Raw genomic sequence first — 17,046 nt, 5'->3', positions numbered from 1 at the left:
GCTGCCTAGAATGCCGCGCCATGCCATCCGTCAAGCAGCCGGCGAAGTACGCCGAGGAGTCGATCCGGGTCCTGAAGGGGCTCGAGCCCGTGAAGCAGCGTCCGGGCATGTACACGCGCACCGAGAGCCCGCTGCACGTGATCCAGGAGGTGATCGACAACGCGGCGGACGAGGCGCTCGCCGGCTTCGGAAGGCGCATCGCGCTGACGCTGCACGCGGACGGCTCGGTCAGCGTCGAGGACGACGGCCGCGGCATTCCCTTCGGGCTGCACCCGGAGGAGCAGGTGCCGGTGGTGGAGATCGTCTACACCCGGCTGCACGCGGGCGGCAAGTTCGACAAGGGCTCGGGCGGCGCCTACAGCTTCTCGGGCGGCCTGCACGGCGTGGGCGTGAGCGTCACCAATGCGCTGGCGAAGCGGCTGGCCGTCACGGTGTGGCGCGAAGGCCAGGTCGCCAGCATCGCCTTCTCGGGCGGTGACGTGGTGGAGCCGCTGGCGCTGCGCAAGGCCGGTGCCGGCGACCGGCGCCAGGGCACCACGGTGCGCGTCTGGCCGGACCCGAAGTACTTCGACAGCGCGGAGCTGCCGCGTCACGAGCTTACGCACCTGCTGCGCAGCAAGGCCGTGCTGATGCCGGGCGTGGTGGTGTCGCTGACGCACGAGAAGTCGCGCGAGACACAGACCTGGCAGTACAAGGGCGGCCTGGCCGACTACCTCCAGCAGAGCCTGCCGGCCGACCCGCTGATCCCGCTGTTCGAGGGCGAGCACTACGCCGACGGCGCCGAGGCCGACGACAACGCCGAGGGCGAGGGCGCGGCGTGGTGCGTGGCCTTCACCGAGGACGGGCCCACGCTGCGCGAGAGCTACGTCAACCTGATCCCCACGGTGGCGGGCGGCACCCACGAGTCCGGGCTCAAGGACGGCCTGTTCGCCGCGATCAAGGGCTTCATCGACCTGCATGCGCTGCTGCCCAAGGGCGTGAAGCTGATGCCCGAGGACGTGTTCTCGCGGGCCAGCTTCGTGCTGTCGGCCAAGGTGCTGGATCCGCAGTTCCAGGGCCAGACCAAGGAGCGCCTGAACTCGCGCGACGCGCTGCGCCTGGTGTCGAACTACACCCGGCCCGCGCTCGAGCTGTGGCTCAACCAGCATGTCGAGCACGGCCGCAAGCTGGCCGAGCTGGTGATCCGCCAGGCGCAGACGCGCCAGCGGGCGAGCCAGAAGGTCGAGAAGAAGAAGGGCTCCGGCGTGGCGGTGCTGCCCGGCAAGCTGACCGACTGCGAAAGCCGCGACATCGCCTTCAACGAGGTGTTCCTGGTGGAGGGCGACTCCGCCGGCGGCAGCGCCAAGATGGGCCGCAACAAGGAGACGCAGGCGGTGCTGCCGTTGCGCGGCAAGGTGCTCAATGCCTGGGAGGTCGACCGCGACCTGCTGTTCAAGAACAACGAGATCCACGACATCGCGGTGGCCATCGGCGTCGACCCGCACGGCGCGGCCGACGAGCCCGACCTGTCCGGCCTGCGCTACGGCAAGGTGTGCATCCTGTCGGACGCCGACGTCGACGGCTCGCACATCCAGGTGCTGCTGTTGACCCTGTTCTTCCGCCACTTCCCGAAGCTCATCGAACGCGGTCACGTATACGTGGCCAAGCCGCCGCTGTATCGCGTCGATGCGCCGGCACGCGGCAAGAAGCCTGCCGCCAAGCTCTATGCGCTGGACGACGGCGAGCTCGAGGCCACGCTCGACAAGCTGCGCAAGGAAGGCGCGCGCGAAGGCTCGTGGTCGATCAGCCGCTTCAAGGGCCTGGGCGAGATGAGCGCCGAGCAGCTGTGGGAGACCACGCTCAACCCGGACACGCGCCGGCTGCTGCAGGTGAGCTACGGCGGCCTGGGGCTCGAGGCGACCGCCGCGTCGCTGACGCGGCTGATGGGCAAGGGCGAGGCCGCGGCGCGCCGCGAACTGATGGAACTTCACGGCGACGCCGTCGAAGTGGACGTGTGATCTCCCTGCCGCACAGCGGCGATGACAGCCACGGAGGAGCGGCATGAGGTGGTTCAGCCCGGTGACTTTCCTGCTCAAGCCGATGATCCGGCACGACCAGGAGCTGAAACGGCAGCGCGTCGAGGACCGCCTGCCCAAGGCGCAGCTCAGGCCCGAGCACGTGGCGCGCTGCCGCATGCTGCTCGACCGGGAGGCCTTGCTGGCCGAACTGCCGCCGGGCGGGGTCGGCGCCGAACTGGGAGTCGACCAGGGCGACTTCACCGAGACCATCCTGCGCGTGGCGCAGCCCAGGCGACTGTTTCTCGTCGACAGCTGGGCCACCAAGCGCTACAACGACGACAAGGCGCAGCGCGTGCAGGACCGCTTCGCCACGCAGATCGCGGCCGGGCAGGTCAGCATCCATCGCGGCTTGTCGCTCGAGGCCGTGTCGCGGTTCGACGACGCCAGCCTGGACTGGGTCTACATCGACAGCAGTCATGCCTACGGCGTCACCGCCGCCGAACTGCGCGCCTATGCCCCCAAGCTCAAGCCGGGCGGCATCATGGCCGGCCATGACTACTCGATGGGCAACTGGGTCAAGGGCTTCCGCTACGGCGTGATCGAGGCGGTGCACGAGTTCTGCCTCGAGCACGACTGGGAGCTTCGTTACCTGACGGTGCAACGCCTGGAACGACCGAGCTTCGCGATCTCGCGCCTGCCCCGCGCCTGAGCGACGTGCCACGATGAACCGCATCCGCCTGCGTCCGACGATGCTGTCCGACCTGGACTGGGTCGTGTCGGTGGAGGCGGACCCCGCCAACCTGCCGTTCATCACGCCGTGGGAGCGCCCGCAGCACGAGGGCGCGATCCGCTTTCCGGATTCGCGCCACTTCATCGTCGAGGCGCACGACTCGGACGACCGGGTGGGCTTCGTGATCCTGCAGGGCTGCCGCAACCCGAACCGCAGCGTCGAGCTCAAGCGCATCGTGCTGCAGCGCAAGGGGCAGGGCATCGGCCGCGCCTGCGTGCGTCGCCTCAAGGCGCTGGCCTTCCACGACCTGAAGGTGCACCGCTTCTGGCTCGACGTGAAGTCGCTCAACCAGCGCGCGCAGGCGCTGTACGCCAGTGAGGGCTTCGTCGAGGAAGGGCGCCTGCGCGAGAGCGTGCGGGCCGGCGACGGCTACGACTCGCTGATCGTGATGTCGATGCTCGATCGCGAGTACGACGCGCGGGTGGCCCTCGGCCTGGAGGCATGAAAGGCCGGCTCCGGGCCGCGCCACGCGGCCGGCTGCGGGCACAGCGACTTCAGCGATCGAGGTGGGCGAAGCTCAGGCCCTGGTCGGCCAGCGCCGACGGCAGCGGCCGGCCCAGGACGCGCGCCGCGCAGGCCTGCCCCATGGCCGGGGCGGTCTGGATGCCGTAGCCGCCCTGGCCGCAGCACCAGAAGAAGCCGGGGGCCGAGGCGTCGAAGGCGCCCACCAGCTGCCCCGACGCAACGAAGCTGCGCAGCCCGGCCCAGGTGCGCAGCGGACGGCGGATCGACATTGAGGTGGCTGCCTCGATGCGCGCGATGCCGGTGGCGACATCCAGCTCCTCGGCCACCACGTCGTGCGGCGGCGCCGGATCGGCATTCGCCGGTGACCCGAGCAGCACGCCGGCGTCGGGCTTGAAGTAGAAGTCCTCGTCGATGCCGACGACGGCGGGCCAGTCGCGCACGTCGACCTGAGCGGGCGGCGCGAACGTGAAGGCGCTGCGTCGGCGCGGCTGGATGCCGATGGGCGCCACGCCCGCCAGCGCGGCCACCTCGTCGACCCAGGCGCCGGCGGCGTTGACCACGACGCCGGCCTGCCAGGTGCGTCCGTCGGCCGCCTGCACCTGCCACCGGGAGCCGTCGTGCCGGATCGAGGTCAGCGCCGCCCCGAGGTGCAGCGTCGACCCCAGGGCCCGGACGCAGCCGAGGAAGTGCTGGTGCACCGCGTTGACGTCGATGTCCGCGGCCGACGTGTCGAGCAGCGCGCCTGCGGTGGCGTCGGCGCGCAGCACCGGCACCCGCGCCAGGGCCTTGGCCGGCGCAAGACGCTGCAGCATGCCGGCGTCGGCGCCGTCGGCGCGCAGCCGGGCCTGCAGCGCATCGAGCTCGGGCACCCGGTCGTCGCGGGCCACGAACAGCGCGCCGCGCGGCGACAGCCAGGACGGACCCTGCTCCAGATAGTGGCGGCTGGCCCGGGTCAGCGCGCGCACCTGCGGCGGACCGTAGCTTTCCATGAACATGGCCGCCGACCGCCCCGTGGTGTGCATCCCCGCATGGGCTTCGCGCTCGACGACGGCCACGCGCACATGCGGTGCCAGGAACGCCGCCACCGACGCACCGGCGATGCCGGCGCCGATGACGAGGACGTCGCACGGCAGGGTCGAAAGGCTCACCGTGCCATGGTAAGGCCCGGCTTCACCGGCGGCCGCACGGCGGACGGCGCGGCGCCGGCACGCTCGAGCGCCCAGCCCTCGGTGGCGTCGGCCTGGGGCAGCCACTGCCAGCCGCGGCCACCGAGCCCGCGCCGGGCCGCGATGCGCACGAGGCGCTCACAGTCGGCCTCGGTGATCTGCAGCGCGAAGCGCTGCCAGCGGCGGTTGACCGCGGCGTCGGTCCACAGGTCTTCCAGCGCGTGGCGCAGCGCGGCGCCCTCGGTGCGCATGCCGATGGCCAGGCGCCGCGCCTGCAGCGTCAGCACGAACACCTGGAAGTCGTGGCGCGCCGCCGCCGGCACCTGGGCCATCAGTTCGCGCAGCCGCGGCACGGCCTGCGGCTGGGTGAAGGCCAGCGTGACGATCGCCTGCAGCGCCTGCACCGGGTTGATCAACCGCAGCCGGTTGGGCGGCAGCACCAGCAGCGGCAGACAGGCGGCCTCGTCGTGGGCCATCGGCGTGACGAAGCTCATCAGCACCGCGAGGCGCGACCATTGCAGCGCATCCAGGCCGTCGAGCGTGTCCAGACCGGAGGCTTCCAACTGCTTGACCACCGTGAGCGCGTCGCGGCAGCCGAGGTCGGCCTTGGCGGCGTTGGCCCGCGTGCTGATGACGGCCAGGTTGCCGGCGGCATAGCCGGCCTGGTTGCAGACCCGATCCACCGAGGCGTCGCTGCCGGCACCGCTGGCGTGGGTGAGCACCACACGGGTGACGGGGCACACCGGCGCGTCGATCTGGGCCAGGAAGTTGGGGGTGACCTGGGTGCCCTCGAAGGCCCGGCCGCGACGCCAGGCCGACAGCCGCAGCTGCAGCCACTTGCGCACGTGCGTCGTCGGCTTCAGTGTGCGGGCGCCGAAGGTGGCGCCGCCGGCCTGCCAGCCCTGGCGCACCGGATGGCCGTCGGCCAGCGCTTCCGGGGGCGGGGTCAGCCGGTAGTGGGCGTAGTCCCAGCCGATCTCGAAGCCCGCGGCGGCGTCGCCCTGTTCGGGGCGGGCCGGACGCCGGGGCGGCACGGGCAGGTCGGCGGGGGCGAACAGGTCGGCGCTGGTGGCTTGCATGGTGGTTCCTCAGCAGGGCAGGCACCGGGACGGCCCCGGCGACACCAGAATGCGCGCCGGCGGGCTCACCGAATGAGCCTGTGCCGCCCATGCCGCTACCATGGTGGCTCATCCTGTGAGCCACCATGGACCGTACCGAGCGCTTCTACAAGATCGAGCTGCTGATCCGAACCCGCGGCTGCGTGCCCTTCGCCGACCTGATGGACGAGCTGGGCGTCAGCCGGGCCACGCTCAAGCGCGACCTGGAGTACCTGCGCGAGCGGCTCGACGCACCGATCGTCTACGACCGCTTCGCCAACGGCTACCGGTTCGACGCCGACAGCCGCGACCAGCGCCAGGTGCGCCACGAACTGCCTGGGCTGTGGTTCTCGGAAAGCGAGATCCACGCCCTGCTGACGATGCACCAGCTGATCGGTGGCCTGGACGAGGGCGGCGTGCTGGCGCGCCACCTGCAGCCGCTGCTGGACAAGCTCTACGGCATGCTCGGCACCAGCGACGCGCAGGCGCGCGACCTGGTCCGCCGCGTCAAGGTGATGGCCCCGGCCCGGCGCCCGGTGGCGCCGCGCCACTTCGAGACCATCGGTGGGGCGCTGACCCGCCGGCAGCGCGTGCACCTCCAGTACTGGGTGCGCAGCCGTCGCGAGATGACCGAGCGCACGGTGTCGCCGCAGCGCCTGGTGCACTGGCGCAACACCTGGTACCTCGACGCCTGGTGCCACGCCACGGACGCGCTGCGGCGCTTCGCGCTGGACGCGATCCGCGAGGCCGACGTGGTGGAGCAGCGCGCCCGGGACGTGGCCCTGAAGACGATCGAGGCCGAGCTCGACGCCGGCTATGGCGCCTTCAGCGGGGCCCGGGTGCAGTGGGCCACGCTGCTGTTCACGCCCGAGGCCGCTCAGTGGGTGCGGCACGAGCAGTGGCATCCGCAGCAGGAGGTCAAGGTGCATGGCGACGGCACGCTGACGCTGCGCGTGCCCTACACGGACGCCACGGAACTGGCGATGGACATCCTGCGCCACGGTGACCAGGTGGCGGTGCAGGCGCCCGCGGCGCTGGCGGCCGCGGTCGGGGACACCCTGCGCCGGGCTGCGATGCGCTACCCGGTCTGAGAGGCTGGAACATTTCGAATGTAAATGCGAACGATTCGCATTTAATAAGGTATAGTCCGGGCTCCACAGGGAGGCCCGGACCATGTCGACGTTCGCCGAACGCGCCGTACACGCCACTCGCGCCACTCGCGCCGCACCCGACGACGCCCTCGTCGGTGCTGCTGCGCCGCGGCGGGCCGAGGCCCGTGTCGGGGCCACGCTGACCTGGCCGGGACCGGGCGACACCCGGCCGAGTCGGGCGCTTCTGGTGCCGATCGTCCTGGCCCACGCGGGCCTGCTGTGGGCCCTGATCCAGTCGCTGGCGCCCGCGGTCCTGTCGACGTCCACCCCGGCCTATGTCCAGTGGCTGCCGGACGCCGGCCCGCGCGCGCCGGTGCCGCCGCCCCAGGCCCTGCCGACCCCTGAACGCACGGCGCCGCAGGCGCCCTGGATGCCAGTGCCCGACGTGGCGCTGGCGCCGCCGCAGGCCGGCCCCGTTGGGGCCACCGCTGTCCAGCGTCCGGCACCGCCAGACGACGCCAACGCGGCCACCGTGGCCGTGCCGGCCGCCGCGCTGGCCGTGCCGTCGCGCCCGGCGCCACCCGAGCGGCAGGTCTCGATCAGCGAGGTTGCCTACCTCGCGCCGCCGGTCCTCGAGTACCCGCTCGCGGCGCGGCGTCGCCGCGAGGAGGGCGCTGTCCACGTCCGCGTGCGCGTGGACGCGGGCGGGCGCCCCGACCAGGCCGCGGTGATCCGCTCGTCCGGCCACGCCGCGCTCGACCTGGCGGCGCTGGCCGCCGTGCGTGCCACGCGCTTCAAGCCCTACACCGAGGACGGCGTGCCCCGGCCGTTCTGGGTGGTGATGCCCCTTGTCTTCGAACTCGAATCCTGAGGAGGAAACCGCATGTCGACCCATCTCCCCCGACGTCGCGCACGTCGCTTCACGGCGCTGGCCCCGATGGCCGCTGCGATGTCGCTGGCCAGCGCGGCCGCCTCGGCCCAGGGCGCCGATCCGGTGCCGCCCGCCGACGCCGGGCCGGTGCTGCCGGCCGTCAAGGCCCGCGCCGCGGCCGAGCCGGCCGGCAAGGACACGCTGCGCGCGACCACCACCGCCATCGGCAAGGGGCGCCAGGACCTGCGGGACGTGCCGCAGTCGGTGACCGTGGTGACCGAGAAGCTGATCGACGACCGCAACCTCGACACGCTCAAGGACACGCTCAAGCAGACCGCCGGGGTGGCGTTCCAGGCCGCCGAAGGCGGCGAGGAGGACATCCGCCTGCGCGGCTTCTCGCTGCAGGCCAGCGGCGACATCTTCATCGACGGCATGCGCGACCCGGCGTTCTACGAGCGCGACACCTTCAACTGGGACCGCCTGGAACTGCTGCGCGGCTCGGCGTCGATGCTGTTCGGGCGCGGCTCCACCGGCGGCGCCGCCAACCAGGTGAGCAAGCAGCCCTTTGGCATGACGCTGCACGAGGTGGCGGTCACGCTGGGCAGCGGCGGCTACCTGCGCGCCGTGGGCGACTTCAACCTGCGCACTGGCGACGACGCGGCGCTGCGCATCAATGCCATGGTCAACGTGGCCGACAACGGCGGCGCGCGCATCGACAAGCGCGGCATCGCACCCACGTGGCGCTGGGGCATCGGCACGCGCGACGAGTTCCAGGTCGGCGCCTACGTGCTGCGCAACGACAACGGCATCCATTACGGGCTGCCCTGGCTGACGCCGGGCGCGTCGGGGGGCAACCACCTCTGGCCGACCGACCCGGACGCCTACTACGGCATGGCCAGCGACGTGGCGCGCAGCGGCACCACGCAGGCGCATGCCAGCCATGTGCACCGGTTCGGCGAAGGCCGCGAACTGCGGACCCAGCTGCGGCTGGCCGGGTACACGCGCGACCAGCGTGCCAGCGCGGTGCGCTTCGCCGCGGCCTCGCTGCAGCCCGGCGGCCTGGCCGTCACCGCCGACACCTTCGGCGACGCCACCGTGCTGCAGCGCTCCGGCGGCAGCGGCGTGCAGCTCAAGACGATGAACATGGACACGGTCTACGCGCAGAGCGACTACAGCGGCCGCCATGCCTGGGGCGGCCTTGCGCACAGCGTGCAGGCCGGCGTCGACCTCGCGCACGAGAAGTTCGAGAACTTCGGCCTGGCATCCAACAGCCCGGTGCTCGCCAAGCCGCGCACCACCGTCGGCACGCCCGACGACGGCGCCTGGATCGACGAGTCGCAGCGGCTGCTGCTGCGCAACCGCACCTTCACCGCGAAGGGGCTGGGGGCCTACGTGCAGGACCTCGTGCAGATCGCGCCGATGTGGAAGCTGCTGGCCGGACTGCGCTGGGACAGGCTGGACGGCGACTATCGGAACATCGCCGTCGCGGCCAACGCCACCAATGCCTGCGCCGTCGCACCGGCTTCCACCATCGGGCGCAGCGACTCGCTGTGGAGCCGGCGCTTCGGCGTGCTGTTCCAGCCCACGCCGCTGCAGTCCTACCACCTGTCCTACGGCACCTCGTTCAACACCGCGGGCGACGCCTACCAGTACGACGCCGGCACGGCCGATGTGCCGCCGGAAAAGAGCCGCAACGTCGAGCTGGGCGCAAAGATCGACAGCGCCAGCGGCCGGTTCACCACGCGCATGGCGCTGTTCCACGCCACCAAGTACCACGAGCGCAACCGCGACGCGGAGTCGGTGAACGCCTGCAACTACGTGCTGTCGGGCAAGCGCCATGCCGCCGGCCTGGAGATCGACCTGAGCGGGCGCCTGACGAAGCAGTGGGAGGTGTACGGCTCCTACGCGTGGATCCCGAGCGCACGCGTCGACGAGTCCAGCGGCGCCGCGGGCACCGAGGCCGAGGGCTCGCGCCCCGGCCTGACGCCGCGACACAGCGGTACGCTGTGGACCACCTACCAGCTCACGCCGGCCTGGCGCGTCGGCGGCGGCCTGAACGCGCGCAGCAGCGACCGACCGGCGGGCCTGGCGGCCACCTCAGCCATCGTCGCGCCGAAGTTCGTCACGGCGGACCTGATGGCCGAGTACGTGCAGCAGGACCTGAGCTACAAGCTCAGCCTGACCAACGTCACCGACGAGCACTACGCCGATTTCCTCTACCGCGGCCACTACGTGCCGGGCAAGGGGCGCGGCGTCCAGCTCACCGCGGCCTACCGCTTCTACTGAGCACGGTGCGCATGGACAGGAGACGATGGATGTCGGCCGCGGCGGCGCTGTGGTCTGCGCCGTGGAACGCGCGTGCCGCGGGTGGCGCCGGGTCGCCCCTGGCCCTGGGCGCGGCCTGGCGCGGCCCGCGCGAGTCCGACCCGCAGCAGCTCGGCGTGATCGACCTGGACTTCGCGCGGCGCCGCGCCGCGGTCCGCTGGGCCGCGGTATTGCCGACGCGGGCGCATGGCCTGCTGGCCGATGCCGACGGCTCGTTGCTGGCCGTGGCGATGCGCCCAGGCGCGTGGCTGCTGCGCTGCGACCGCGACGGCCGCGTGGTGCGGCGCCTCGATCTGGGCGACGAGCCGGATCGGCATCGCCTGGACGGCCACGTCGTGGCCAGCGCCGACGGCCGGTGGCTGTTCACCACGCAGACCGACGCCGCCGGCCGCGGCTGGGTGGCGGTGCGCGACGCCGCCACGCTGCGCACGCAGGCGCGCTGGCCCACGAATGGGGTGGACCCGCACCAGCTGCTGCGGCACCCGCAGGGCGACCTGATGGTGGCCAACGGTGGCCTGCTGCGGCATGCCGACGGCCGCAAGCGCGATCTCGACCACATGGCCTCGTCGCTGGTGCGGCTGGACGGCCGCGACGGCGCACTGCGCGGGCGCTGGACGCTGGACGACGCACGGCTGAGCCTGCGCCACCTGGCGTGGAGCCGGCCGGTCGACGGCGACGGGCCGTTGCTGGGCGTCGCGCTGCAGGCCGAGCACGACGACCGGGCACAGCGCGAGCGGGCCCCGGTGCTGGCGCTGTGGGACGGCGCCGCGCTGCGCGTGGTGCCGGCCACGTCCGCCGCCGGCGGCTATGCCGGCGACATCGCCCCGCTGGCGCCGGGGGGCTTCGCCGTCAGTCATCACAAGGTGCGGCGGGCCTTCGCGTGGTGGCCGGCGCGGCCCGGCGAGTCACCGCCCATCGTCGAGGCCGACGAGCCCTCCGCGATGGCATCGGCCCTGCAGGGACCGGACGCCGATGCGGTGCTCGTGGCCTGCGCGGCCGGCGTGGCCCGGTGGCATCCGGCGCAGCCCCCGGCCATGCTGCGCTGGCCGCAGCCGATGGCGCTGGACAACCACTGGGTCGTGCTCGACGCCTAGGCCGCGACCGCGCCGGGCGTACCGCCCGACAGCCGCTTCATGCGGTGCAGCAGCAGCAGGGCGATCGCCAGATTGAGCAGGTTCCAGCCGATGCCGTTGACGAAGGCCGCGTGGTACGAGCCGGTGAGGTCGAACACCTTGCCCGACATCCAGCCGCCCAGCGCCATGCCCAGCAGCGTGGCCATCAGCACCGTGCCCACGCGCGCCCCCGCTTCGCGGGGTTCGAAGTGCTCGCGCACGATGATGGCGTAGCTGGGCACGATGCCGCCCTGGAACAGGCCGAACAGCGCCGAGATCACGTACAGCGACACCAGGCCGTCGAAGGGGATGAACAGCAGCAGGGCCAGGCCCTGCAGCACCGACCCGAGCAGCAGCGTGCGCAGACCGCCGATGCGGTCGCAGATCCAACCCGACACGAGCCGGCTGACGATGCCGCAGGCCAGCATCAGGCTGAGCATCTCCGCGCCGCGCGCGGCGCCGTAGCCGAGGTCGCTGCAGTAGGCCACGATGTGCACCTGCGGCATCGACATCGCCACGCAGCAGGCCACGCCGGCCACGCACAACACCCATTGCGCCTGCGCCGGGCTCCAGCCGAACGGCCGCGCCAGGTCGCGCGCCGGCGTGGTCGCGCGCGTGGCGGCGCCGCCCGCCACCGCCTGCGGCGGCCGCGCGCGCAGGCCCAGCGCCAGCAGCGGCATCGTCGCCAGGCAGAACACGCCCAGGCCGACGTAGGTGGCGCGCCAGCCCGCCGTCTCGACGAAGTGCTGCACGATCGGCGGCCAGATCGCGCCCGCCACGTAGTTGCCGCTGGCGCAGATGGCCACCGCGATGCCGCGCCGCCGCACGAACCACAGCGAGGTATCGGCCACCAGCGGGGCGAAGGTGGCGGCGCTGCCGAGGGCCCCGAGCAGCACGCCGTGAACCAGTGCGAAGGCCAGCAGGCTGCCGGACAGGCCGGCCAGCACGAAACCCGAGGCCAACCCGACCGAGCCGAGCAGCACCACCCGCATCACGCCCATCCGGTCGGCCAGGCGCCCCATCGCGATGCCGCCCAGGCCGAAGCCCACCATCATCAGCGTGTAGGGCAGGGAGGCGTCGGCCCGTGCGACGCCGAACTCGGCCTGCACCGCGGGCAGCACCACCGCGATGACATACATCGCGCCGCTGCCGATGGTCATCAGCGCCAGCGTGCAGGCCAGTCGCTGCCAGGCGTAGCGGGAATCGGCGCCGTGCGTGGGGGCCTGCATCGCGGCATTGTCGCCGCGGCAGGCCCGGTCCGTCTCGGATCAGTTCGCGTTCAGCCAGCGCAGGCCCTTGCAGCTGCCGGCGCGGGCGTGACGGCCGCTGACCAGGCAGCGCGCGGCCTCGGGGTCCTTCTTCAGGATCCACAGCGTGCGCGCGGCCACGGCCGTGTCCGGGAAGTCGCTGAACAGGCCGTCGACACCCGCCTCGTAGAAGCGCAGGTACTCGTTGACGGGGTTGCCACCGAAGTCGCGCGCCAGGCGGCGTTGCTCGTTGCGGAAGGTGTAGGGGTGCACCAGCAGGCCCTGCGCGTGGGCATCGGCGATGACCGACGTCGGTGCCAGCAGGCGGCGGTCGGCGTCGTTGACAGCTCCGTCGCCGTTCACGTCGGCGCAGGCGCCATTGGCGATGCGCACGCAGGCCGAGGGGATCAGGTAGGGCTTCCAGGGGCCGATGCCATCGGCATAGGTGCGCACCTCGGCCAGGCCGGCGGGCGTGAGCAGGTCGGCGAAGCGCCCGGCGCGGCCGGCCACCGCCCAGTCGTACGGGCGGTCGTAGGGCGGTGTGAAGTCGAGCGTGCCGTCGGGGTTGACGTCGTTGGCGTCGACCAGCTGGACCAGCTTCACCGAAGTGCGGCTGCGCAGGTACTTCAGGTTGGCCTGCTCGAAGCTCTGGATGAACACCGGGGCGCCGCGATGGTTCCAGCCGTGCCGCTGCAGCACCGCGAGCAGCCGGTCTTCCAGCGCCAGGCCGAGCTGCTGGTGGAAGGTGGGGTGCTTGGTCTCGGGGTACACGCCGATCGTGCGCCCTTCCTCGGCCGACTTGCGCTTGGCCAGTTCGATCACCTCGTCGAAGGTCGGGATGCGATACAGGCCGTTGAAGCCGGCATCGCGGTCGCCAAAGGCCTGCACCGCGCGGATCTGCTTGATCTCCGCATAGGTGAAGTCGCTGGCGAAGAAGCCGTCCTCGGCCACGCCGTCCACCACCCTCGTGCGGCGCCGGTCGGCGAACTGCGGCAGGTCGCGCACATTGGTCGTGTTGATCATGTTGGGCTCGTGGCGGGCGATCAGCACGCCGTCGCGGGTGGCGACGAGGTCGGGCTCGATGTAGTCCGCGCCCATCTCGATGGCCAGGGCATAGGCCTCCAGGGTGTGCTCCGGCAGGTAGCCGCTGGCGCCGCGGTGCCCGATCACGAGGGGCCGCTTGACGCCCTGGGCGCGGGCGCCGTCGTCGGCGCGCGCCGGCGCTGCCGGGGCCAGGGCCAGGATCAGGGCACACAGCAGCGCCAGGGCTGTCCAGAAGAATCCGCGTTGAATCATGGTCTCCATCCCGAGGTGTCGCGACGATATGCCGCGTTGCCCGCAGCATGGAAGCCGACCTTGTCAACCCGGTGACAGCGCGATGACGGTTCGGCGCTGCCGGCGCGGCCGCGGGGCTGGCTAAACTGCCCCGCTTTCCCGTGCCTTGACCGATGACCGATCTCTTCTCCGCGCCGACCGATGACCCGATCGCGCTGGCCGACTATGCCGAGCGCGCCTATCTCGAATACGCCCTGTCGGTGGTCAAGGGCCGCGCCCTGCCCGACGTGTGCGATGGCCAGAAACCGGTGCAGCGCCGCATCCTCTACTCGATGCAGCGCATGGGGCTGTCGTGGGCCGGCAACTCGGGCGCCAAGCCGGTCAAGAGCGCGCGCGTGGTGGGCGACGTGCTGGGCAAGTTCCATCCGCACAGCGACCAGGCGGCCTACGACGCCCTGGTGCGCATGGCGCAGGGCTTCTCGCAGCGCTATCCGCTGATCGACGGGCAGGGCAACTTCGGCAGCCGCGACGGCGACGGCGCGGCGGCGATGCGCTACACCGAGGCGCGGCTGGCGCCGATCGCGCGCCTGCTGCTCGACGAGATCGACGAGGGCACGGTCGACTTCACGCCCAACTACGACGGTTCCACCGACGAGCCGCGCCTGCTGCCGGCCCGGCTGCCGTTCGTGCTGCTCAACGGCGCCTCGGGCATCGCCGTCGGCCTGGCCACCGAGGTGCCGAGCCACAACCTGCGCGAGGTGGCCGCCGCCGCAGTGGCGCTGCTGAAGAACGACAAGCTCTCCGACGACGAACTGTTCGCGCTGCTGCCGGGGCCCGACTTCCCGGGCGGCGCCCAGGTGATCAGCCCGGCGGAGGACATCCGCGAGGCCTACCGCACCGGCCGCGGCAGCCTGAAGGTGCGTGCGCGCTGGACCATCGAGGACCTGGCACGCGGCCAGTGGCAGCTGGTGGTGCACGAGCTGCCGCCGGGCACCAGCGCGCAGAAGGTGCTCGAGGAGATCGAGGAGCTGACCAACCCGAAGGTCAAGGCGGGCAAGAAGTCGCTGAGCGCCGAACAGACCCAGCTGCGCCAGACCGTGCTGTCGGTGCTGGACGCGGTGCGCGACGAGTCGAGCAAGGACGCGCCGGTGCGCCTGGTGTTCGAGCCCAAGACGCGCACCGTGAGCCAGCAGGAGCTGGTGACCACGCTGCTGGCGCACACCAGCCTCGAGAGCAGTGCCCCGCTCAACCTGACGATGGTGGGCCTGGACGGCCGGCCCACCGGCAAGAGCCTGCGCCAGGTGCTGCTGGAGTGGCTCGAGTTCCGCCAGGCCACCGTCGCGCGGCGCACGCGGCACCGGCTCGGGCGCGTGCAGGACCGCATCCACGTGCTGGAGGGGCGGCAGCTCGTGCTGCTCAACATCGATGAGGTGATCCGGATCATCCGCAACGCCGACGAGCCCAAGCCGGCGCTGCAGGCGCGCTTCGCGCTGAGCGACCGCCAGGCCGAGGACATCCTCGAGATCCGGCTGCGCCAGCTGGCGCGCATGGAGGCGATCCGCATCGAGCAGGAGCTGGCCGAACTGCGCGCCGAGCAGGCGAAGCTGGAGGAGATCCTCGGCAGCCCGGCGGCGCTGCGCCGCACCGTGGTGCGCGAGATCGAGGCCGACGCCAAGGCGCACGGCGACGATCGCCGCACCGTGCTGCAGGCCGACAAGCGGGCGGTGGCCGAGGTGAAGGTGGTGGACGAGCCGGTCACCGTGGTGGTCAGCCTCAAGGGTTGGGTGCGCGCGCTCAAGGGCCACGAGATCGACCCGGCGCAGCAGACCTTCAAGGCCGGCGACGCGCTGTACGGCGCCTTCGCCTGCCGCAGCGTGGACACCCTGGCCGTGCTGGGCAGCAACGGCCGCGCCTACAGCGTGGCCGTGTCGGCGCTGCCCGGCGGGCGCGGCGACGGCACGCCGATCACCACGCTGGTCGACCTGGAGGCCGGCACGCAGCCGGCCCACTACTTCGCCGGCGCGCCGGACACGCTGCTGCTGCTGTCACACACCGGCGGCTTCGGCCTGCTGGCCCAGGCCGGCGACCTGCAGAGCCGCCAGCGCGGCGGCAAGACCTTCCTGTCGCTCGAGCCGGGCGAGGTGGTGCTGCCGCCCTGCGTGGTGCTGCCGGGCCATGCCCGGGTGGCCGGCCTGGCGCGCAGCGGGCGGCTGCTGGTGTTCCCGCTGGCCGACCTCAAGCGCCAGGCCAACGGCGGGCGCGGCCTGACGCTGATGGACGTCGACGCCAAGGACCCGCTGGTGTCGGTGGCGGCCTGCGGCGATGCGCTGGTCGTCACCGGCGTCAACCGCGGCAAGGCCAAGGACGAGCTGCTGCGCGGCGCCGCGCTGGCGGCCCACGAGGGCAGGCGCGCCCGCAAGGGCCACAAGGTGGCGGGGTTCAAGGACGTGCACCGCGTGACGCCGGGATGACTTCGCAATGACATGTTCGTCGGGCACACTCCCGCCTGACGTCACAGGAGATTGACAGCATGGATCGCAGGAAGTTGCTGCTCGGTGGGCTGGCCACCGTGCCCCTGATGGCCGGTGCGCAGACCGCTGCGCCGGCGGCGCCGAACCTGAACCTGGTGGTGCCCGTGCCGCCCGGCGGCTCGGTGGACCTGACCGCGCGCCTGCTCGGCGAGCACCTGCCCAAGTCGCTGCGCCAGAACGTGGTGGTGCAGAACCAGCCCGGCGCGTCGGGCTCGATCGCTGCCGCCGGCGTGGCCCGGGCGGCGGGCGACCCCAACACCATGATGCTGGTGTTCGACTCGCACGTGACCAATCCGCTGGTCTACAACAACCTCACCTACACGCTGCGCGACTTCACGCCGATCTCGCGCCTGCTGAGCTTCCCGCTCGTGTTCGCGGTGCCGGCCTCGCTGCCGGCCAACAGCGTGCAGGAGTTCATCGCGCTGGCCAAGGCGAAACCGGGCGCGCTGAACGTGTCCTCCGCCGGCCTGGGCACGCTCAACCACCTGGCGGCCGAGCTGTTCAAGATGCGCACCGGCACGCACATCGTGCACATCCCCTACCGCGGCGGGGTGCCGGCGCTGCAGGCGGTCATGAACGACGAGGTGCAGCTGTTCATGGGCTCCTGGGTCGCGATCGGCCCGCACGTCAAGAGCGGCCGCGTCAAGGTGCTGGGCGTCACGTCCGCGAAGCGCTATTCGGTGGCGCCCGAGCTGCCCACGCTGCAGGAAGCGGGCGTGAAGGACTTCGACGTCTCCACCTGGATCGGCGCGCTGGCGCCGGCCCGCATCGGCGCCGACCGCCAGCAGGCGCTGCACGGCGCGGTCACGCAGGCGCTGTCGCAGCCGGCGGTCAAGGCGCAGCTGGCGCAGCAGGGCCTGGAATGGATCGGCTCGACGCCGACCGAGTTCGACGCCTTCATGGCCGCCGAGGCCCGCCGCTGGACCGACCTGGTCCTGGCGCAGAAGCTCACCTTCGGCTGACCTGAGGCAGCGCAAGCCGGGGGCCGGCATAGTGGCTTGCCCGCATCCCCGGGCCTGCCGACCGGCCTAGACTGCCACTTCGAGCGGGGCGCCTGACTCCGCGAGGAGACGGCGACC

General features: G+C 72.2%; 13 protein-coding genes. 9 read left to right on the top strand and 4 right to left on the bottom strand.

Annotated features, from left to right (window positions below; genetic code table 11):
- Positions 1-20: 20 nt before the first annotated feature.
- Genes AC2EAQ_RS03460 through AC2EAQ_RS03450 form a run of 3 tightly spaced genes read left to right on the top strand, consistent with a single transcriptional unit; the run spans position 21 to position 3,232 of the window.
- Positions 21-1,997, top strand: a complete 1,977-nt coding sequence (locus AC2EAQ_RS03460) for a DNA topoisomerase IV subunit B (protein ID WP_484640354.1) — start codon at positions 21-23, stop codon at positions 1,995-1,997.
- 43 nt (positions 1,998-2,040) lie between these two features.
- On the top strand, positions 2,041-2,706 hold the full coding sequence (locus AC2EAQ_RS03455) for a class I SAM-dependent methyltransferase (protein WP_484640353.1): 666 nt from the start codon (positions 2,041-2,043) through the stop codon (positions 2,704-2,706).
- 13 nt (positions 2,707-2,719) lie between these two features.
- Positions 2,720-3,232 carry a GNAT family N-acetyltransferase gene (locus tag AC2EAQ_RS03450; RefSeq protein WP_484640352.1) on the top strand — a complete coding sequence of 171 codons (513 nt, stop codon included), beginning with the start codon at positions 2,720-2,722 and terminating at the stop codon, positions 3,230-3,232.
- 49 nt (positions 3,233-3,281) lie between these two features.
- Here AC2EAQ_RS03450 and AC2EAQ_RS03445 read toward each other — a convergent pair whose 3' ends face one another.
- A complete protein-coding gene (locus tag AC2EAQ_RS03445) occupies positions 3,282-4,400 on the bottom strand; it encodes an NAD(P)/FAD-dependent oxidoreductase (RefSeq protein ID WP_484640351.1) in 1,119 nt (372 codons plus the stop codon).
- Positions 4,397-5,497 carry a hypothetical protein gene (locus AC2EAQ_RS03440; protein WP_484640350.1) on the bottom strand — a complete coding sequence of 367 codons (1,101 nt, stop codon included), beginning with the start codon at positions 5,495-5,497 and terminating at the stop codon, positions 4,397-4,399. The genes AC2EAQ_RS03445 and AC2EAQ_RS03440 overlap by 4 nt, the downstream gene beginning before the upstream one ends.
- Positions 5,498-5,622: 125 nt before the next feature.
- On the opposite strand from AC2EAQ_RS03440, the gene AC2EAQ_RS03435 reads away from it, so the two are divergent.
- The 4 genes from AC2EAQ_RS03435 to AC2EAQ_RS03420 all read left to right on the top strand — a co-directional run bounded on the left by AC2EAQ_RS03435 (position 5,623) and on the right by AC2EAQ_RS03420 (position 10,896).
- Positions 5,623-6,606, top strand: coding sequence for a helix-turn-helix transcriptional regulator (locus AC2EAQ_RS03435; protein WP_484640349.1), 984 nt, complete (start codon positions 5,623-5,625; stop codon positions 6,604-6,606).
- A gap of 247 nt (positions 6,607-6,853) precedes the next feature.
- Entirely contained in the window at positions 6,854-7,477 is a 624-nt protein-coding gene (locus AC2EAQ_RS03430; RefSeq protein ID WP_484640348.1) for an energy transducer TonB, read from the top strand.
- A gap of 12 nt (positions 7,478-7,489) precedes the next feature.
- Entirely contained in the window at positions 7,490-9,763 is a 2,274-nt protein-coding gene (locus AC2EAQ_RS03425) for a TonB-dependent receptor (RefSeq protein ID WP_484640347.1), read from the top strand.
- A gap of 29 nt (positions 9,764-9,792) precedes the next feature.
- Positions 9,793-10,896, top strand: a complete 1,104-nt coding sequence (locus tag AC2EAQ_RS03420; protein ID WP_484640346.1) for a DUF1513 domain-containing protein — start codon at positions 9,793-9,795, stop codon at positions 10,894-10,896.
- On the opposite strand, the gene AC2EAQ_RS03415 is transcribed toward AC2EAQ_RS03420, so the two are convergent.
- The gene (locus tag AC2EAQ_RS03415; protein ID WP_484640345.1) at positions 10,893-12,143 is read right to left on the bottom strand and encodes an MFS transporter; all 1,251 of its coding nucleotides are present in this window, start codon (positions 12,141-12,143) and stop codon (positions 10,893-10,895) included. The genes AC2EAQ_RS03420 and AC2EAQ_RS03415 overlap by 4 nt on opposite strands.
- A 39-nt stretch (positions 12,144-12,182) precedes the next feature.
- On the bottom strand, positions 12,183-13,457 hold the full coding sequence (locus AC2EAQ_RS03410) for a glycerophosphodiester phosphodiesterase (RefSeq protein ID WP_484640344.1): 1,275 nt from the start codon (positions 13,455-13,457) through the stop codon (positions 12,183-12,185).
- Positions 13,458-13,609: 152 nt separating this feature from the next.
- Here AC2EAQ_RS03410 and parC point away from each other — a divergent pair, with 152 nt between their 5' ends.
- On the top strand, positions 13,610-15,907 hold the full coding sequence (gene parC, locus AC2EAQ_RS03405) for a DNA topoisomerase IV subunit A (protein ID WP_484640343.1): 2,298 nt from the start codon (positions 13,610-13,612) through the stop codon (positions 15,905-15,907).
- Between the two features lie 59 nt (positions 15,908-15,966).
- Complete coding sequence (locus tag AC2EAQ_RS03400; protein WP_484640342.1) at positions 15,967-16,929, top strand: tripartite tricarboxylate transporter substrate-binding protein; 963 nt, start codon at positions 15,967-15,969, stop codon at positions 16,927-16,929.
- Positions 16,930-17,046 lie beyond the last annotated feature (117 nt).

This window comes from Aquabacterium sp. T101, assembly GCF_057219775.1.
This window is presented reverse-complemented; position numbering and strand designations above follow the sequence as displayed.

Coding starts and splice junctions, on each gene's coding strand:
- AC2EAQ_RS03460 (WP_484640354.1), top strand. CDS start 21: ATGCCATCCGTCAAGCAGCCGGCGAAGTACGCCGAGGAGTCGATCCGG.
- AC2EAQ_RS03455 (WP_484640353.1), top strand. CDS start 2,041: ATGAGGTGGTTCAGCCCGGTGACTTTCCTGCTCAAGCCGATGATCCGG.
- AC2EAQ_RS03450 (WP_484640352.1), top strand. CDS start 2,720: ATGAACCGCATCCGCCTGCGTCCGACGATGCTGTCCGACCTGGACTGG.
- AC2EAQ_RS03440 (WP_484640350.1), bottom strand. CDS start 5,497: ATGCAAGCCACCAGCGCCGACCTGTTCGCCCCCGCCGACCTGCCCGTG.
- AC2EAQ_RS03435 (WP_484640349.1), top strand. CDS start 5,623: ATGGACCGTACCGAGCGCTTCTACAAGATCGAGCTGCTGATCCGAACC.
- AC2EAQ_RS03425 (WP_484640347.1), top strand. CDS start 7,490: ATGTCGACCCATCTCCCCCGACGTCGCGCACGTCGCTTCACGGCGCTG.
- AC2EAQ_RS03420 (WP_484640346.1), top strand. CDS start 9,793: ATGTCGGCCGCGGCGGCGCTGTGGTCTGCGCCGTGGAACGCGCGTGCC.
- AC2EAQ_RS03415 (WP_484640345.1), bottom strand. CDS start 12,143: ATGCAGGCCCCCACGCACGGCGCCGATTCCCGCTACGCCTGGCAGCGA.
- AC2EAQ_RS03410 (WP_484640344.1), bottom strand. CDS start 13,457: ATGATTCAACGCGGATTCTTCTGGACAGCCCTGGCGCTGCTGTGTGCC.
- parC (WP_484640343.1), top strand. CDS start 13,610: ATGACCGATCTCTTCTCCGCGCCGACCGATGACCCGATCGCGCTGGCC.
- AC2EAQ_RS03400 (WP_484640342.1), top strand. CDS start 15,967: ATGGATCGCAGGAAGTTGCTGCTCGGTGGGCTGGCCACCGTGCCCCTG.